This window comes from Paracoccus sp. (in: a-proteobacteria) (assembly GCF_046289755.1).
Taxonomy (GTDB): Bacteria; Pseudomonadota; Alphaproteobacteria; order Rhodobacterales; family Rhodobacteraceae; genus Paracoccus.
In genome coordinates, this window is the sequence record NZ_JBKBVD010000002.1 from 1 (window position 1) to 15,980 (window position 15,980).

15 protein-coding genes and 1 pseudogene are annotated in these 15,980 nt (G+C 66.4%); 9 read left to right on the forward strand and 7 right to left on the reverse strand.

The window, feature by feature from the left end:
- The first annotated feature begins 73 nt into the window (after positions 1–73).
- A pseudogene (locus ACK41U_RS00835) lies at positions 74–831 on the forward strand (IS5 family transposase).
- A 13-nt stretch (positions 832–844) separates the two neighbouring features.
- Here the strand turns inward: ACK41U_RS00835 and ACK41U_RS00840 are convergent.
- The 6 genes from ACK41U_RS00840 to ACK41U_RS00865 form a co-directional block, all read right to left on the reverse strand.
- Positions 845–1,837 (reverse strand): TRAP transporter large permease subunit, encoded by a 993-nt coding sequence (locus tag ACK41U_RS00840; RefSeq protein ID WP_409674516.1) that lies wholly within the window; start codon positions 1,835–1,837, stop codon positions 845–847.
- Positions 1,834–2,307, reverse strand: coding sequence for a TRAP transporter small permease (locus tag ACK41U_RS00845; protein ID WP_409674518.1), 474 nt, complete (start codon positions 2,305–2,307; stop codon positions 1,834–1,836). The genes ACK41U_RS00840 and ACK41U_RS00845 overlap by 4 nt, the downstream gene beginning before the upstream one ends.
- Before the next feature lie 85 nt (positions 2,308–2,392).
- On the reverse strand, positions 2,393–3,412 hold the full coding sequence (yiaK, locus tag ACK41U_RS00850) for a 3-dehydro-L-gulonate 2-dehydrogenase (RefSeq protein ID WP_409674520.1): 1,020 nt from the start codon (positions 3,410–3,412) through the stop codon (positions 2,393–2,395).
- A 167-nt stretch (positions 3,413–3,579) separates the two neighbouring features.
- Positions 3,580–5,355: a chloride channel protein gene (locus ACK41U_RS00855; protein WP_409674522.1), complete on the reverse strand. Its 1,776-nt coding sequence runs from the start codon at positions 5,353–5,355 to the stop codon at positions 3,580–3,582.
- 450 nt (positions 5,356–5,805) lie between these two features.
- Complete coding sequence (locus ACK41U_RS00860) at positions 5,806–6,150, reverse strand: L-rhamnose mutarotase (protein WP_409674524.1); 345 nt, start codon at positions 6,148–6,150, stop codon at positions 5,806–5,808.
- Between the two features lie 11 nt (positions 6,151–6,161).
- Positions 6,162–7,001, reverse strand: coding sequence for an amidohydrolase family protein (locus ACK41U_RS00865; RefSeq protein ID WP_409674526.1), 840 nt, complete (start codon positions 6,999–7,001; stop codon positions 6,162–6,164).
- Between the two features lie 110 nt (positions 7,002–7,111).
- Between ACK41U_RS00865 and ACK41U_RS00870 the strand changes: the two genes are divergently transcribed.
- Complete coding sequence (locus tag ACK41U_RS00870; protein WP_409674528.1) at positions 7,112–8,041, forward strand: aldo/keto reductase; 930 nt, start codon at positions 7,112–7,114, stop codon at positions 8,039–8,041.
- Here the strand turns inward: ACK41U_RS00870 and ACK41U_RS00875 are convergent.
- On the reverse strand, positions 8,038–8,940 hold the full coding sequence (locus ACK41U_RS00875; protein WP_409674530.1) for an FCD domain-containing protein: 903 nt from the start codon (positions 8,938–8,940) through the stop codon (positions 8,038–8,040). The two genes, ACK41U_RS00870 and ACK41U_RS00875, sit on opposite strands and share 4 nt — an antisense overlap.
- A 108-nt stretch (positions 8,941–9,048) precedes the next feature.
- On the opposite strand from ACK41U_RS00875, the gene ACK41U_RS00880 reads away from it, so the two are divergent.
- The 7 genes from ACK41U_RS00880 to ACK41U_RS00910 are packed head-to-tail and all read left to right on the forward strand — an operon-like array spanning position 9,049 to position 15,971.
- A complete protein-coding gene (locus tag ACK41U_RS00880) occupies positions 9,049–10,074 on the forward strand; it encodes an ABC transporter permease (protein WP_409674532.1) in 1,026 nt (341 codons plus the stop codon).
- Between the two features lie 27 nt (positions 10,075–10,101).
- Positions 10,102–11,034 (forward strand): ABC transporter substrate-binding protein, encoded by a 933-nt coding sequence (locus tag ACK41U_RS00885; RefSeq protein WP_409674534.1) that lies wholly within the window; start codon positions 10,102–10,104, stop codon positions 11,032–11,034.
- A 54-nt stretch (positions 11,035–11,088) separates the two neighbouring features.
- Complete coding sequence (locus ACK41U_RS00890; protein WP_409674536.1) at positions 11,089–11,862, forward strand: ATP-binding cassette domain-containing protein; 774 nt, start codon at positions 11,089–11,091, stop codon at positions 11,860–11,862.
- On the forward strand, positions 11,859–12,848 hold the full coding sequence (locus ACK41U_RS00895) for a zinc-binding alcohol dehydrogenase family protein (RefSeq protein ID WP_409674538.1): 990 nt from the start codon (positions 11,859–11,861) through the stop codon (positions 12,846–12,848). The genes ACK41U_RS00890 and ACK41U_RS00895 overlap by 4 nt, the downstream gene beginning before the upstream one ends.
- Before the next feature lie 41 nt (positions 12,849–12,889).
- Positions 12,890–14,368, forward strand: a complete 1,479-nt coding sequence (locus ACK41U_RS00900) for a UxaA family hydrolase (RefSeq protein WP_409674858.1) — start codon at positions 12,890–12,892, stop codon at positions 14,366–14,368.
- Between the two features lie 15 nt (positions 14,369–14,383).
- Positions 14,384–15,112 (forward strand): SDR family oxidoreductase, encoded by a 729-nt coding sequence (locus ACK41U_RS00905; protein ID WP_409674540.1) that lies wholly within the window; start codon positions 14,384–14,386, stop codon positions 15,110–15,112.
- 16 nt (positions 15,113–15,128) lie between these two features.
- Entirely contained in the window at positions 15,129–15,971 is an 843-nt protein-coding gene (locus ACK41U_RS00910) for a fumarylacetoacetate hydrolase family protein (RefSeq protein WP_409674542.1), read from the forward strand.
- Positions 15,972–15,980 lie beyond the last annotated feature (9 nt).

Below are 15,980 nucleotides of genomic sequence, written 5' to 3' on the forward strand. Positions count from 1 at the left end.
CTAGGGCTTGTTGAGTATCAGGATTCCCAAGTGTTCTGATTTCTGATTCAAACTTCCCAAATAGGAGGTTTGGATGCCGGTTGACCGCTACATCATCACGGATCGCCAGTGGGCGAAGATCGAGCCGCATTGTCTTGGCAAGAAGTCCGATCCTGGCCGGACGGGTGGGGACGCCCGGCTGTTTCTGGAGGGTGTTTTCTGGATTGCACGGACCGGGGCGCAGTGGCGCGACCTTCCGGCCGAGTTCGGCAAGTGGAACTCGGTCTACCGCCGCTTCCGGGACTGGGGCATCGCGGGTGTCTTCGAGCGCCTTTTCAATGCCTTGTCTGACGAGCCGGACATGGAGATGGCCATGATCGACGGCACCATCGTCAAAGTTCACCGCCACGGACAGGGCGCAAAAGGGGGACTCAAAGTCAGGCGATAGGCAAGTCGAAGGGCGGTTGGACGACCAAGATTCTTGCGCTGACGGATGCGCTTGGCAATCTCGTCCGCTTCACGCTGCTGCCCGGACATCGCTTCGACACGGTCGGCGTGGCCCCGCTGATCGAGGGCATCAGCTTTGATGCGATGCTGGCCGACAAGGCATTCGACAGCAACTGGATCATCGCCGACATGAACGCGCGCGGTGCGATCATCTGCATCTCGCAGCGGCCACAACGCCTCGTGCCCCTCCCCATCGACCCGGAAATCTACAAGTGCCGCCACCTGATCGAAAACTTCTTCATGAAACTCAAAGAGTTCAAGCGCATCCCCATGCGAGCAGACAAGACAGACACCTCGTTCAAGGCCATGATCTATGCCGTCGCCGCCCTCATCAACTCGCGCTGAATCTCAACAGACCCTAGAACAGCCATTCAAGCGGCGTGATGATCAGACCCGGAAAGACAACAAACAGCGCCAGCAAAGCCAGCATGGCGGCCAGATAGGGCAGCACCCCCACCGCGCAGCGGTCAAAGGGCAGCCGCGACACCCCGGCGATGACGTTCAGCACATTGCCCACCGGAGGCGTGATCAGCCCGATCGAGCAGTTGAGGATGAACATCACCCCGAAATAGACCGGGTTGATGTCGGCGGCGATCACCACCGGCATCAGCACCGGATCCAGGATCAGCACCGTCGGCGTCAGGTCCATGACCATGCCGACAGCCATCACCACCAGCATGATCATTGCCATCAGCAGGATCGGATTGCCGATCAGCGGCTCCAGCAGGCTCACGATCTGGGCGGGGAAATCGGTAATCGTGATCAGCCAGGCCGACACGGCGGCGGCCGCCACCAGCAGCATCACGATGGCTGTCGTTTCGGCGGCGTTATAGAACACGTCATACAGCTGCTTGAACGACAGCTCGCGATAGACCACCGTGCCGATAAAGATGGCGTAGGCGGCCGCGACCACCCCCGCCTCGGTCGGCGTGAAGATCCCCGAGCGGAAGCCGCCGATGATGATCACGGGCAGCATCAGCGCCCAGAGGCCCGAGCGGACCGAGACCAGAACCTCGCGCCGGGTGGCCTTGGGCATCGGCGTCAGGTCCAGCGTCTGGCACTGCCACCACCACACCATCGCCAGCGCCACGCCCATCATCACCCCCGGCGCGATCCCCGCCAGAAACAGCTGCGAGATCGACACGCCGGTCGTCGCGCCAAAGATGATGAACGGGATCGCCAGCAGCGTATAGCTGTCGGCCCCGTTCATCAGGTTCTGCGCCATGATCTGCGGATCGAACAGATCCAGATGCATCATCAGCCCGACGGCGGCGACCAGCAGGGTCAGCGCGATGGGAATGCCCATGACGATGGCCAGAAACAGCCCCGCCAGAAAGATTGCAATGCTCATGCGCCCTGCCCCTCATCCTTGCCGGTCAGGCGCCGCAGCATCTGGCGCAGCACCAGCCCCGCCACCGCGATGCCAAAGGGGATGCCTGCGGCATAGAGCCAGGCGACCGACATGCCGGTGCCCGGCAGGCGGTTGATCATGTTCAGCGAGGCCAGCTCATAGCAGCCGCGCACGATCAGATAGCAGCAGACCAGAATGATGATGTCGCCCGCCAGAAACACCGCCATCCGCGGGCGCCCGGGCAGCATGTTCACGAACAGGTCCATGCGGACATGGTGGTTGCGCGCGAAGGCCAGAATGCCGCCCAGAAAGGTCAGCCAGACAAAGGCATAGCGCGCAATCTCTTCGGTCGCGATCAGGCTGGAGTTGAAGCCATAGCGCAGCACGACATTGGTTAGGACCAGCACGCTCATGGTCAGGATGCACAGCACCATGAGAAGTTTCAGCGCCTGCTCTGCCAGACGCGCCATCAGGCCGGGGCCTGATCCGTCACGGGGTGCCTCCTCCCTTGGCGATCATGAACCTGCCCATGCCTTGCGGTCCGGGCAGGCAGGGTCAGGTCCGGGCCAGCGCCTGCACCTCTTGCCAGATGCCGTCATCGACGATGACGCCGTTTTCACGGTGATCGCGCCGCGTGCGCGCCGTGTTCTGGCCCGGATAGGTGACGCGGCCCCCGGCCTCGGCCGGGGTCGAGCCGTTCACATAACCGGCCATGCCATCGACAATCTCCTGCACATGCGCCGCCGAGCCCAGCCGGTCGGGATCGAAGGCGATGAAGATCTGCGAACAGCCGGTGCAGCTGCCCTGATCCAGCGCGTCGATCTGATGCGTGGCCCGGCCCTCGGACAGGGCGGCGGCCAGCACGTCCAGCAGGATCGTCAGCCCCGAGCCTTTCCAGAACCCGGTGGGCAGGATGCGCCGCGACGCCTCGATCGCGCCGGGGTCCGAGGTCAGGTTGCCCTCGCTGTCAAACCCGCCGGGATAGGGCAGTTGCGCCCCTTTCAGCCGCGTGGTCTGCAGCTTGCCATAGGAATATTGCGACATCGCCATGTCCAGCACCACATGCCCGTCAGCACGCGGCACCGCCATGACCAGCGGGTTGTTGCCCAGACGCGTGTCGCTGGCGCCCCAGGCGGGCATGCAGGATTCGGTGTTGGTCCAGGCGATCAGGATCTTGCCGCGATCCGCCGCGTGCCAGCCAAAGGCGCCGCCGCGCATCCAGTGCGTGGTGTTGCGCAGCGCCACGATGCCGACGCCATGCCCGGCGGCCAGCTCCATCGCCCGGTCGGTGGCCTGCAGCGCGTTCAGGATGCCCGGCCCGCGCTGGCCGTCCAGCACCTCGATCGGGCCAAGCTGGCGCACCATGACCGGCTCTGCATCCGCATCCACCAGCCCCTTGGTCAGATATTCGACGAATCGCGGCACGCGGTTCAGCCCGTGCGAATAGACGCCATCGGTGCTGGCCTCGGCGTGAAAGCGGGCGCTGATCCGGGCCTTCTGCGCGCTCATGCCTGCATTCACAAAGGCCTGCGCGATTGTGTCCTCAAGCTGCTGATAGGGAACCCTGCTGGTCATTTTTCCTCCGTCCGTCCGGGAACCGCCTCCACGCGGATTACCGTTCACTCAGCTTGGGTATACTACCATACTTGTCAACAGTAGCCTCTCGGGAAGAAGTCCACAGCCGGCTTCGGCTGTAAAGACCGGGCGCCAAAGACGCGGTCACGATCTTGTCTGGAGACACATCACTCGGCAGCCCCGGTCATGTCACGGCGCTGTTTGTCCAGTTCCTCGCTATAGCGCCGCAGGGTGTGGGCCTCGGTCAGAAGCCCCAGAACGCGACGCTCGACCCGGTCGCTGACGACGGCCAGCGCCTCGGTCTGGCTGCTCTCGAACAGGGCGGTGGCCTGACGGGCGTTCATGGCCGGCAGCAGGATATCGGTCTGCTGGCGAAAGAAATCGCTCAGCTCGCGGCGCGGCCCGGCTGCATCGGCATCGGCATGGATCTCGGCCACCAGAACCATCGCGGCATAGCTGTTGTCCTGATCCGCAACGATCACCCGCTGCGTGGAGCCAAGCGGAAACGCCTGACGAAACTCGTCCGGGGTCATGTCCGACCGCGCCGTCACCACGTCGCGCCGCATCAGCCGGTCGACGGTCAGGTTCCTGATCCAGCCCACATCATGCGCGCTGCGGATGGATTCGCCGCGCAGATGAAAGCGCCATGTGCTGAACGAATAGCCAAAGGTCTGGCGTACGACCAGCGACGAGGTGATCGACGCGGCCAGCACCAGCGCCGCGATGGGAAATTCACCCGTCACCTCCAGCGCCAGAAAGGTCATCGCCAGCGGGCCGCCGATCACGGCCACGCCAAAGGCGCTCATCCCGATCACAGCCAGCGCCGAGGACGACAGCATTCCCGGCAGCAGCCACTCCATGGGCACCGCAAAAGCCTTGCCGATCAGTGCCCCCAGCAGCAGCGAGGCAAAGAACAGCCCGCCCCGGAACCCCCAGCCGATGGTCAGCGCCGAACTGGCCGCCTTGAGGAAGAACAGCGCCAGAAGGGCCGTCCACGCCACGTCATGCTCCAGATTAAAGTGCATGGCCCCGTGCCCAGCCGACAGAACCTGCGGCGTGATCAGCGCGATGCACCCGACCAGCGCGCCGCCGACCGCCGGGCGCAGCCAGGCCGGGATGCGGCTGGCCGTCGCAAGACGCTCGATCCGCACGACGCAGATCATCACCAGAATGCCAAGGACCGCGCAGACCCCGCCCAAAAGCAGCGCAGGCATGAAATCGACGGCTGTGATCAGACCGATCTGGCCCACCTCGATCGTGAACGGGTCGCCCCAGAGGGCGCGCGACACCAGCATGGCGGTAATCGCCGCCGCGATCACCGGCGCCAGCGACACGGTGCTGTAGGTCCCGATGATCAGCTCGAACGCATAGAACGCGCCCGTCAGGGGCGCGCCGAACGCGGCGGCGATGGCGCCTGCGGCCGCGCAGCCGACCAGCACGCGCATATCCTCGCGCCGCAGTTTCAGCTGCAGACCCAGCTTGGATGCCAGCCCTGACGACAGCTGCGTATAGGCCGCCTCCAGCCCCGCCGAGAGGCCGAACCCGTTGGAGGCCAGGTTCTGCGCGCTGACCCACATGCTGTCGGTCAGCGACATCCGCCCGCCATATAGTGCGTTGGCCTCAATGGGATCGACGATGCTGCCCGTGCGGCGGCGCAGGCGCAGAAACAGCGTCGTCAGCAGCCCGCCCGCCACCGGGATCGCGACCAGATGCCAATGCGCCGCCAGCCGCGCGCCACTCAGCCCGGCCCCGTAGGACACACCAAACAGCAGGCTGTGCAGCAGATGTGCGGCGGCGCTGATCAGGCTGACCACGCCCCCCGCCATCCCGCCGACCAGAATGGCCAGCGCGAGAAAGCCGATCTGGCTGCCGCGGGCAAACATCCGGCGACGCAGCCATTTGGAACGCGCGACGACGGCAAAGCCGTGAGGTTTCCGGGGCACGGCACTTTCTCCGATGCAGAACTGAACGCGCCCACGCGCTGGGGCGTGGGCACGGATGCGGGACACCCGCGTGATGAGCGGCACGTGCGTCACCCGCCCGGACAGCGGATGAGACCCTGCCGGCAACCATCGGGCCAGAGGTGGGATTTGTAGTCGGTCGTAGGGGTCATGACGATCGGCTGCGCGATTGTCCAGATCACCTCGCCCTCGGCAGTCACAAGGGCGTACAATTCCAGCGGCGATCAGCCGATCCTGCGGGCGCGGCCCCTGGCGAAAGGACCGGGTTCAGGCCGGTCATCGGGTCCTGAAAGATCATCGCCACGCGGTTGCCGCGCAGACCCTCCATCAGCGATGTGCTGTGGCCTGCCTGATCCTGCCCGCTGGTGCACAACCTCTGTCAGGTTCCGGTCAGCCCGCGCACCGGCGCCCCCTGGCCATCCTGATGGCGGCTCAGGTCCCGTCGCTGGCGCCCAGATGGAAGACCTCGGCCATGGGCGCCCACCACTCGCCTTCGGCGCGGCTTGGCAGCGGCGCCTGCATCGGACCGCACAGCGCCCACCAGTCCCGTGTCACCGGATCTGCCGCGATGGCGGCGCTGTCGGCGGCAAAGTCGCGCCCGACATACTCCCAGTAACTGAACATCAGGTTCTCGGGCTGGCGCAGAAAGATGGAATAGTTGGTGATGTTCGACGCGCGCAGCCGGTCCAGCACCTCGGGCCAGACGGCGGCGTGCAGCCGGATATACGCGTCTGCGTGTTCGGGGCGCAGTCCGATCACATGGGCCATTCGCTGCATCGTCGTTCCTTTCACACCGGCCCGCTCTCCGAGGGGGTCAGGCCATAAAACTGCGTGGCCGTGCCGCCAAAGATCAGGGCGCGGTCCTCGGGCGACAGTGATGCCGTCAACGCGCGGGCGACCGCCAGCCAACCGGCATAATCGCCCGCAAGCCGCAGCACGGGCCAGTCGCTGCCCCACATCAGCCGCCCGGGCCCGAAAGCCGCCAGCACATGCCCGAACACCGGACGCAGGCCGTCGGCAGACCAGCCCGGACCGAACTCTGTCGCCAGACCGGACAGCTTGCAAAAGACCTGCGGCCGCGCGGCAAGCGCGGTCATTCCGGCCCGCCATCCGGCATCAAGCTGCCTGAACACCGGCTTGGCGCAATGGTCGATGACCAGCGGCAGGTCCGGCAGCCGGTCCGCCAGCGCGGTGATGGCCGGAAGGTGGCGCGGCGTGATCAGCGCATCCATGCGCAGCCCGGCATCCGCCACCCTGCGCAGCCCCGCAACCACGCGGTCATCCAGCACCCAGCCGCTGTCGGGAATGTCCTGCAGCATGGGCCGGATGCCGCGCAGCGCCGGATGCGCGATCCGCGCCAGCTGCGCGCCCACATCCCCGGTCAGGTCGATCCAGCCGACGACACCGCGCACCAGCGGCGTCCGGTCGGCCAGCTCCAGCAGAAACAGCGTCTCGGCCAGCGTCGGGGCGGCCTGCACCAGCACGGTGCCGCTGACCCCGCCCGCGCGCGCCAGCGACAGCAGATCCCGCGGCAGGAAATCGCGGCGGATCGCGGCGGTGCTGTCATCCATCCAGCCATAATCGCCGCGCGCGATGCGCCAGAAATGCTGATGGGCGTCAATGATCACGGATTCGTCCTTGCCGTCGTCAGTGTATGAAATAATAATAAACCGTAATAGCGAAGACGGGCATCTGTCAACAGCGCCCGCAGACAGGCCGCAACCGGCAAGGGGATGACATGAAAACCAACAGGATCGGCCGCACCGGCGTCACCGTGACCGCAGTTTCGTTCGGCTGCGCCAGCATCGGCAACCTCTATCGTCAGATCACCGACGAGACGGCACAGCAGGTGCTGGACACGGCATGGCGGGCGGGCATCCGCTATTTCGACACGGCGCCGCATTACGGGCGCGGGCTGTCGGAACAGCGGCTGGGGCGCTTTCTGGCCGGGCGGCAGGGTCATGTCCTGTCCACCAAGGTCGGGCGTGTCCTGTCCCCCGCCGCAGCACCCATCACCGAGGCAGACGGCTATATCAACCCGGCCCAGAACGACGTGCGCTATGACTATTCCGGCGACGGGATCGAGGAAAGTCTGGACCAGAGCCTGAGCCGCCTTGGCGTCGGGCATATCGACATCGTCTATGTCCACGATCTGGGACGCTACACCCATGGCGCGGCCAATGCGGCGCATCTGCAGGTCTTTCTGGGCTCGGGCTATGACCGGCTGGTGCGACTGAAGCAGGCGGGCCGCATCGGCGCCTTCGGGCTGGGCGTGAACGAATGCCAGATCTGTCTGGACGTGATGGATCACGGGCCGCTGGACGTGATCCTGCTGGCCGGGCGGCTGACCCTGCTGGACCGTTCGGCCGAAGCCGTGCTTGTGCCCCGATGCCATGCCGCAGGGACCAGCCTGATTCTGGGCGGTATCTTCAATTCGGGCATTCTGGCCACCGGACCCGTGCCCGGCGCGACCTATGATTACGGCCCTGCCCCGCAGGATGTGCTGGACCGCGTGGCGGCCCTGCAGGCCGAGGCGCTGGCACAGGGCGTGCCGCTGGCCACTGCCGCGCTGCGTTTTGCCCAGGAACATCCGGCAACCACCTCGGTGCTGCTGGGCACGGCCAACCCCGCCACGTTGCAGCGAAACCTGGCGGCGATGCGCCCCTAGCCCAGATCGTGGTGGCGCAGCGACGACAGCAGCGTCGATTTCGAGGTCCGCAGATGGCGCCGCGCCGCCGCCTCGGCGCGGGGGGTGTCGCGCGCCTCCAGCGCGTCGATAATGGCCAGATGCTCCTGAATGGCGGCGCTGTTGCGCTGCTTTTCCTCGGCCTTGTCCCACATGTAATGATAGTGGAAGATCAGCGAGATGACCTTTTGAAACTCGGCCACAAAGCGGTTCCGGACGACCGAGTTGATCGCCGCGTGAAACGCCTCGTCCAGCTTCGAGAATTCGTGGAAATGCGTGTCGATCTGCTGGGCCAGCGCCAGATGCGCGGCGCGCAGCCGGGCCAGTTCGGGCCAGACCGGATGATCGACCGGCGCCTCGGCGACCTTGGCGATGGCGTCCAGTTCCAGCACCAGCCGGAAATCGGACAGTTCGATCGCGAAATCCTTGGTAAAGCCGCGCAGCATCCAGCCCCCCCTGGGACGCCGCGCGACCAGACCAAAGCGGCTGAGACCGGCCAGAAACTCTTTCAGATCGTGCTGCGCCACACCGAAATTGCGCGACAGTTCCGCCACTGACAGCGGCGTGTCGGCAGGCACGTCAAAGCGCAGCACCCAGTCCAGAAAGCGCTGCTCCAGATGCTCGCGCCCGTCGGCCATGTCTTCATGCGCGATGCGGTCGCCCGGTCCGGGGGCGCGCAGCAGATGCTTGTCGCGCCCGGCCCACGCGATGACCCCCAAATCGGCCATGCGCGTCAGGCAGCGGCGCACGACGGTGCGGCTGACGCCCGCCACCTCGCTCAGGCCCGCCTCCGAGGGGACCTGCGCGCCCGCGGGCAGGGTCGCACAGTAATCCAGCAGCCGGTTATAGGCCTCGCGGTAACGATTGTCGTTGCGTGCCATACCGGCCCCTTCGCTCTGTATTTGTCCTAAATTATTAAAAACCGTTGACAGATGCAAGCCCGGCTGCACATGCTGGCCCTACATCATACGATCGGTCGGGGAGGAACGATGTCGGATGCAAGCAAGCCCTGGGAGGGGCAGGGCGAACGCCGCCTGATGATCGCCCGCGACCAGCTGCACCGGGTGTCAGCCCTGCTGACGCTGATCCTGCTGATCGCGGGCTTTGCGATGGCCAGCCCGTCGTTCCTGTCGGTCAATAACGGGCTGACCGTGCTGCTGCAGACCTCGGTCATCGGGCTGCTGGGCATCGGGCTGACGATGGTCATCATCACCGGCGGGATCGACCTGTCGGTCGGCTCGGTGCTGGCGCTGTCGGGCGTGGTCTCGGCGATGGCGGTCAAGGCGGGGGTGCCGGTGGTGCCCGCGATGTGCCTGGGCGTCATGGCGGGCGCGGCCTGCGGCGCGTTCAACGGCTTTGTCATCACCCGGATGCGCATCCCGCCCTTTGTCGCCACGCTGGGGATGATGCTGATCGCGCGCGGCGTGGCGCTGCAGCTGACCGGCGCCGCCCCCATCTCGCAACTGGGCGAGGGGTTCGGGCGGCTTGGCAACGGCGCGCTGTTCCGGGTGGTCGAAATGCAGCCCAACGGCTTTCCCCGCGTGGTCTTTCCCGGCATCCCCTATCCGGCGATCCTGCTGCTGATTGTGGCGATCGCCGCCACCTATCTGCTGCGCCGCCGCCGGATCGGGCGCCACATCTATGCCACCGGATCGAACGAAGAGGCCGCGCGCCTCTCCGGCGTCAAGGTCGACTGGACCAAGATGTACGCCTACACCATGTCCGGCGCGCTGGCCGGGCTGGCGGGAAACGTGCTGATGTCGCGCCTTGTCACCGCCCAACCCAGCGAGGGCGTGATGTATGAGCTGGACGCCATCGCGGCGGCGGTGATCGGCGGCGCGTCCCTGTCGGGCGGCGTGGGCACCATCGCGGGCACGATGATCGGCGCCTTCATCATCGGCATCCTGCGCAACGGGCTGAACATGTCGGGCGTGTCGGCCTTTATCCAGCAGATCGTCATCGGCCTTGTCGTCATCGGCGCCGTCTGGATCGACCAGGTCCGCAACCGGCGCTGACCCAGACTATCAACGGAGGAGGAAACCATGAACAAGATCACCACAGGACTGGCCGTCCTTGCGCTGAGTGCAGGCGCGGCGCAGGCGGGCGAGATCGCCGTCATCGTCAAGACGACCAACTCGAACTTCTGGCAGAACGTCAATCTGGGCGCACAGGCCGCGATCGGGGGGCAGTCCGAACACACGCTCAGCTTTGACGGCCCGGCCTCGGAAAGCGCGGTCGCCGATCAGGTCAATCTGGTCGAGAACGCCATCAACCGCGGCGTGGCCGGGCTGGTGCTGGCGCCGTCCGACCCCGAGGCGCTGATCCCGGTCGTGCGCCGCGCCTACGAATCCGGCATTCCGGTCGTCATCATCGACAGCACCCTGGGCGACGGCGCCGAGGGCAGCTTTCAGGCCTTCCTGTCCACCGACAACTGTGCGGCGGGCGAGCAGGTGGCGCGGCGCATGATCGACGAGGCCGGCACCACCGGCAAGGTCGGCATCATGTCCTATGTCGCGGGCGTGGGGTCGGAAATCGGCCGCGTGGGCTGTTTCACCGATTATCTGACCGCGAATTCCGAACTGGAGATCGTCGGCCCGCTGTATTCGCAAAGCCAGATGGCCAATGCGCTGAACCAGACGACCGACATGCTGGCCTCGAACCCCGATCTGGTGGGGATCTTCGGCGCCAATGAACCGACCGCCGTGGGCATGGGCCGGGCGATCATGCAGGCGGGCAAGGCCGGTGATCTGGTGGCGCTCGGGTTCGACGGCAACGAAGATCTGCAACAGTTCGTGCGCGAGGGCGTGCTGACCGCGACCGCCGTGCAGGGGTCGTTCGCGATGGGCGAGATGGGCGTGCAGACGGTCATGGCGGTGCTGGCGGGCGAGACGGTCGAGGACTTCATCAACACCGGCGTGGTGATGGTCGACCAGTCCAACATCGACTCGGACGAGGCGCAGAACGTCCTCTACTGATCCACGGGCGGGGGCCCGCGCGGCCCCCGCCCTCCACCGCGAAAGGAGGCCGGGATGGCACAGCCGCTGGTCGAAATGATCGACATCGAAAAGCACTTCGGGGGCGTGCGCGCCGTCGACCATGTTTCGGTCAGTCTGTATCCGGGCGAGGTCGTGGGGCTGCTGGGCCATAACGGCGCGGGCAAATCCTGCCTGATGCGCATCCTGTCGGGCGCCATGACCCCCAGCCAGGGCGAGATCCGCGTGAACGGTCAGGCGGTGACATTCGCCGAACCCAACGACGCCCGCGCTGTGGGGATCGAAACGATCTATCAGACGCTGGCCTTGGCCGACCATCTGGACGCGCCCGCCAACCTGTTTCTGGGCCGCGAACTGACGACCCGCTTCGGCAATCTGGACGACGCCGCCATGCTGCGCGCCGCGCGCGAGGTGCTGGCGCGGCTGAACCCCAATTTCAGGAACCTGCGCGACCCGGTCTCCAGCCTGTCGGGGGGCCAGCGGCAGGTCATCGCCATCGCGCGGGCGATCTATTTTGACACGCGCGTGCTGATCATGGACGAACCCACCGCAGCACTTGGCCCCTCGGAAACCGCGATGGTCGCCGATCTGATCCGCAAGCTGCAGGCGGACGGGATCGGCATCTTTCTGGTCAGCCACGACCTGCATGACGTGTTCGAGCTGTGCGACCGGGTGATCGTGATGAACAAGGGCCGCGTCGTGGGCGAACATCCCATCGCCGAGATCAGCAAGGACGACGTGCTCAGCCTGATCGTCAAGGGCGCCCTGCCCGACGACTGGCACGCCCGCAATACGGAGCCCGCGACATGATGAATTGCGGCATCTGCGTGACGCCGGGCCGGTTCGAGGTGCAACCCCGCCCCCGGCCCGAGGTCGCGCCCGAAGGCTGGGTGCTGGTCGACATCGCGGCCATCGGCATCTGCGGCACCGATTATCACATCTTTCAGGGCAAGCACCCCTATCTGGATTACCCCCGCGTCATCGGCCACGAGCTGTCGGGCCATATCGCCCACGGTCCCGACGCGGGCCAACTGGTCGTGGTCAATCCCTATCTCTCTTGCGGCACCTGCCGCGCCTGCCTGCGGGGCAAGCCCAATTGCTGTGCGCGGATCCAGGTGCTGGGCGTGCATCGCGACGGCGGCATGTGCGCCCGCATCGCCGTTCCTGCGGGCAATCTGTATCCTGCAGAGGGCCTGACGCCCCAGCAGGCCGCCATGGTCGAATTTCTGGCCATCGGTGCCCATGCGGTGGCCCGGTCAGGCATCGGCGCCGAAGACCGGGTGCTGGTCACCGGCGCGGGGCCGATCGGTCTGGGCACGGCGATCTTCGCGCGGCTGGCCGGCGCGCAGGTCCATCTGATGGATCTCAGCGACAAGCGGCTGGCGCTGGCGCAGCGGGTCTGCGGGTTTGACCGCCTGCACCGCCCCGGCGACGACATCCTGACCGGCGATCTGGCCGAGGGGTTTGACGCGGTGTTCGACGCCACCGGCAGCGCGCAGGCCATCGAGGCAGGCTTTCCCCTGCTGGCCCATGGCGGCACCACCGTTCTGGTCAGCGTGGTCAAGGGCGACATCCGCTTTTCCGACGCCGAGTTCCACAAGCGCGAGGCCCGCATCATCGGCAGCCGCAACGCCCTGCGCGCCGATTTCGACCGCGTGATCGCCGCGATCCGCGACGGCGCCATTCCGACCGGGGCGATGATCTCGGACGTGGTGGCGCTGGCCCAACTGCCCGCGCGCTTTCCCGCGCTGGTCCATGACCGCGACGACATCGTCAAGATACTGGTGACCGCGTGACCGCTCCGACCGCCCTTCGCCTGCACGACCGCGACAATATCATGGTGGCGCTGCAGGCCCTGCCCGCAGGCAGCCCCCTGACAGGCGGCGTGACCGGCGGCCTGACCACCGTGGAGCCGATCCCGGCGGGCCACAAGGTCGCCATCGCGCCCATCGCGCCGGGTCAGGCGGTGCTGAAATACGGCCAGATCATCGGCGTGGCGACCCAGGCCATCGCAGCGGGCGCCCATGTCCATGTCCAGAACCTCGGCATGGGCGCGCATCATCAGGACGAACGCTTTGGCACCGCCATCACCCCCCTGCCCCGCCCCGACGCGCCCGCCACGTTTCGCGGCTTTCACCGCCCCTCGGGGCGGGTCGGGACGCGCAACTATATCGGCATCCTGACCTCGGTGAACTGCGCCGGATCGGTCGCGCGCTTCATCGCGGACGAGGCTGCGCGGCAGGGCTGGCTGGCCGATTACCCCAATGTGGACGGCATCGTGCCCATCGTGCACGGCACCGGCTGCGGCATGTCCGGCAAGGGCGAGGGGTACGAGACGCTGTTCCGCACCATCGCCGGATATGGCCACAACCCCAATTTCGGTGCCATCCTGATGGTTGGTCTAGGCTGCGAGGTCATGCAGATCCCCGACCTGATCGACCGTCAGGCGCTGAAAGACAGCGCCCGGTTCCGCTATATGACCATCCAGCAGACCGGCGGCACCCGCGCCACCGTCGACAAGGGCGTGGCCGTGCTGCGCGAACTGGCCGCCGAGGCGAACCGCGCCACCCGGCAACCGGCGCCCGCGTCCAAACTGGTGCTTGGCATGCAATGCGGCGGCTCGGACGGCTATTCGGGGATCACCGCCAACCCGGCGCTGGGGCTCGCATCCGACCTGCTGGTGGCGCAGGGCGGCATCTCGATCCTGTCGGAAACATCCGAGATCTATGGCGCCGAGCATCTGCTGACCCGTCGCGCCGACCCCGCCACGGGCGCGAAACTGATGGACCTGATTGCCTGGTGGGAGGATTACACCGCCCGCAATTTCGGCGAGATGGACAACAACCCCTCGCCCGGCAACAAGCGCGGCGGGCTGACCACGATCCTTGAAAAAAGTCTGGGCGCGGTGGCCAAGGGCGGCGCGGCCCCCCTGTCGGCGGTCTATAAATACGCCGAACCCATCGACCAGCCCGGTTTCGTCTTCATGGACAGCCCCGGCTATGATCCCTGTTCGGTCACCGGGCAGGTGGCCTCGGGCGCGAACCTGATCGCGTTCACCACCGGGCGGGGCAGCGTCTCGGGCTACCGCCCCGTGCCCTGCATCAAGATCGCCTCGAACCCCGATCTGTGGCGGCGCATGGAACCGGACATGGATGTCGATTGCGGAGACATCCTGTCCGGCACCCCCCTGCCCGCCAAGGGCCGCGAAATCTTTGAACTGATGCTGCGCGTGGCCTCGGGCGAGGAAACCAAAAGCGAGGCGCAGGGCTTTGGCGCGGTCGAATTCGTGCCCTGGCAGATCGGCGCGGTGATGTAGATGAAAGGACCCTCGATGACCCCGACCCCCCTTGCAGGACAGACCGTCCTGATCACCGCCGCCGCCCAAGGCATCGGCCGGGCCAGCGCGCTGGCCTTTGCCCGCGCGGGCGCCACGGTGATCGCCACCGACATCAATCAGGACGGTCTGACCGGATTGGAGGGCTGCCGCACCGCGCGCCTCGACGTGCTGGACAGCGCGGCGGTGGCGGAATTCTGCGCCAGTCTGGGGCCGGTGGACGTGCTGTTCAACTGCGCGGGCGTGGTCCATGCGGGCTCGGTGCTGGACATGCCCGACGCCGATCTGGATTTCGCCTTTGACCTGAACGTGCGCGCGATGGTGCGCACCATCCGCGCGGTGCTGCCCGGCATGATCGAACGCGGGCACGGGTCGATCATCAACATGTCCTCGGTCGCCTCCTCGGTCAAAGGCGTGCCCAACCGCTTTGCCTATTCGACGACCAAGGCCGCGGTGCTGGGCCTGACCAAATCGGTCGCTGCCGACTATGTCGGTCAGAACATCCGCTGCAACGCGATCTGTCCGGGCACGGTGCAATCGCCCTCGCTGGACGAACGGCTGGCGGCCACCGGCGATTATGACGCGGCGCGGGCGGCCTTTGTCGCCCGCCAGCCTTTGGGGCGCATTGCAAGGCCCGAGGAAATCGCCGACCTTGCCGTCTATCTGGCCACCGCCACCTATACCACGGGACAGGCCGTCTGCATCGACGGCGGCTGGTCCCTCTGATCTGGAAGGAACCCCCATGAAACTGCTTCGCTTTGGCCCTCCCGGCGCCGAAAAACCCGGCCTGATGCACACCGACGGCACCATCCGCGACCTGTCCGCCCATCTCCCCGACCTGTCGGGCGCGAACCTGTATCCCGACGCGCTGGCCCGGCTGGCGGCGCTGGACGCCGAAAGCCTGCCGGTGGTGGACGGCAACCCCCGCCTCGGCCCCCCCGTCGCGGGCACCGGCAAATTCATCTGCATCGGCCTGAACTATGCCGATCACGCCGCCGAATCCGGCATGGATGTCCCGCCCGAGCCGGTGATCTTCATGAAGGCCACCAGCGCCATCTGCGGCCCACATGATCCCATCATCATCCCGCGCGGATCGCAAAAGACCGACTGGGAGGTCGAGCTGGCCGTCATCATCGGCAAACCCGCCAAATATGTGGCCGAGCCCGACGCCATGTCGCATGTCGCCGGTTTCGCGGTCACCAATGACGTGTCCGAACGCGCCTTTCAGACAGAGCGTTCGGGCCAGTGGACCAAGGGCAAATCCTGCGACAATTTCGGCCAGATCGGGCCGTGGCTGGTCACCCCGGATGAGGTCGCAGACCCGCAGGACCTGTCCATGTGGCTGACCGTCAACGGCGAAAAGATGCAGAACGGCTCGACCCGCACGATGGTCTATCAGGTGCCGTTCCTGATCCATTACCTCAGCCAGTTCATGACCCTGCATCCGGGCGACGTGATCTCGACCGGAACGCCGCCGGGTGTGGGTCTGGGCATGCGCCCGCAGCGGTTTCTCAAGGCGGGCGATGTGGTCGAACTGGGCATCGCGGGGCTGGGCCAGCAGCGCCAGGACGTCATCGCCGACTGACCCCCGGCC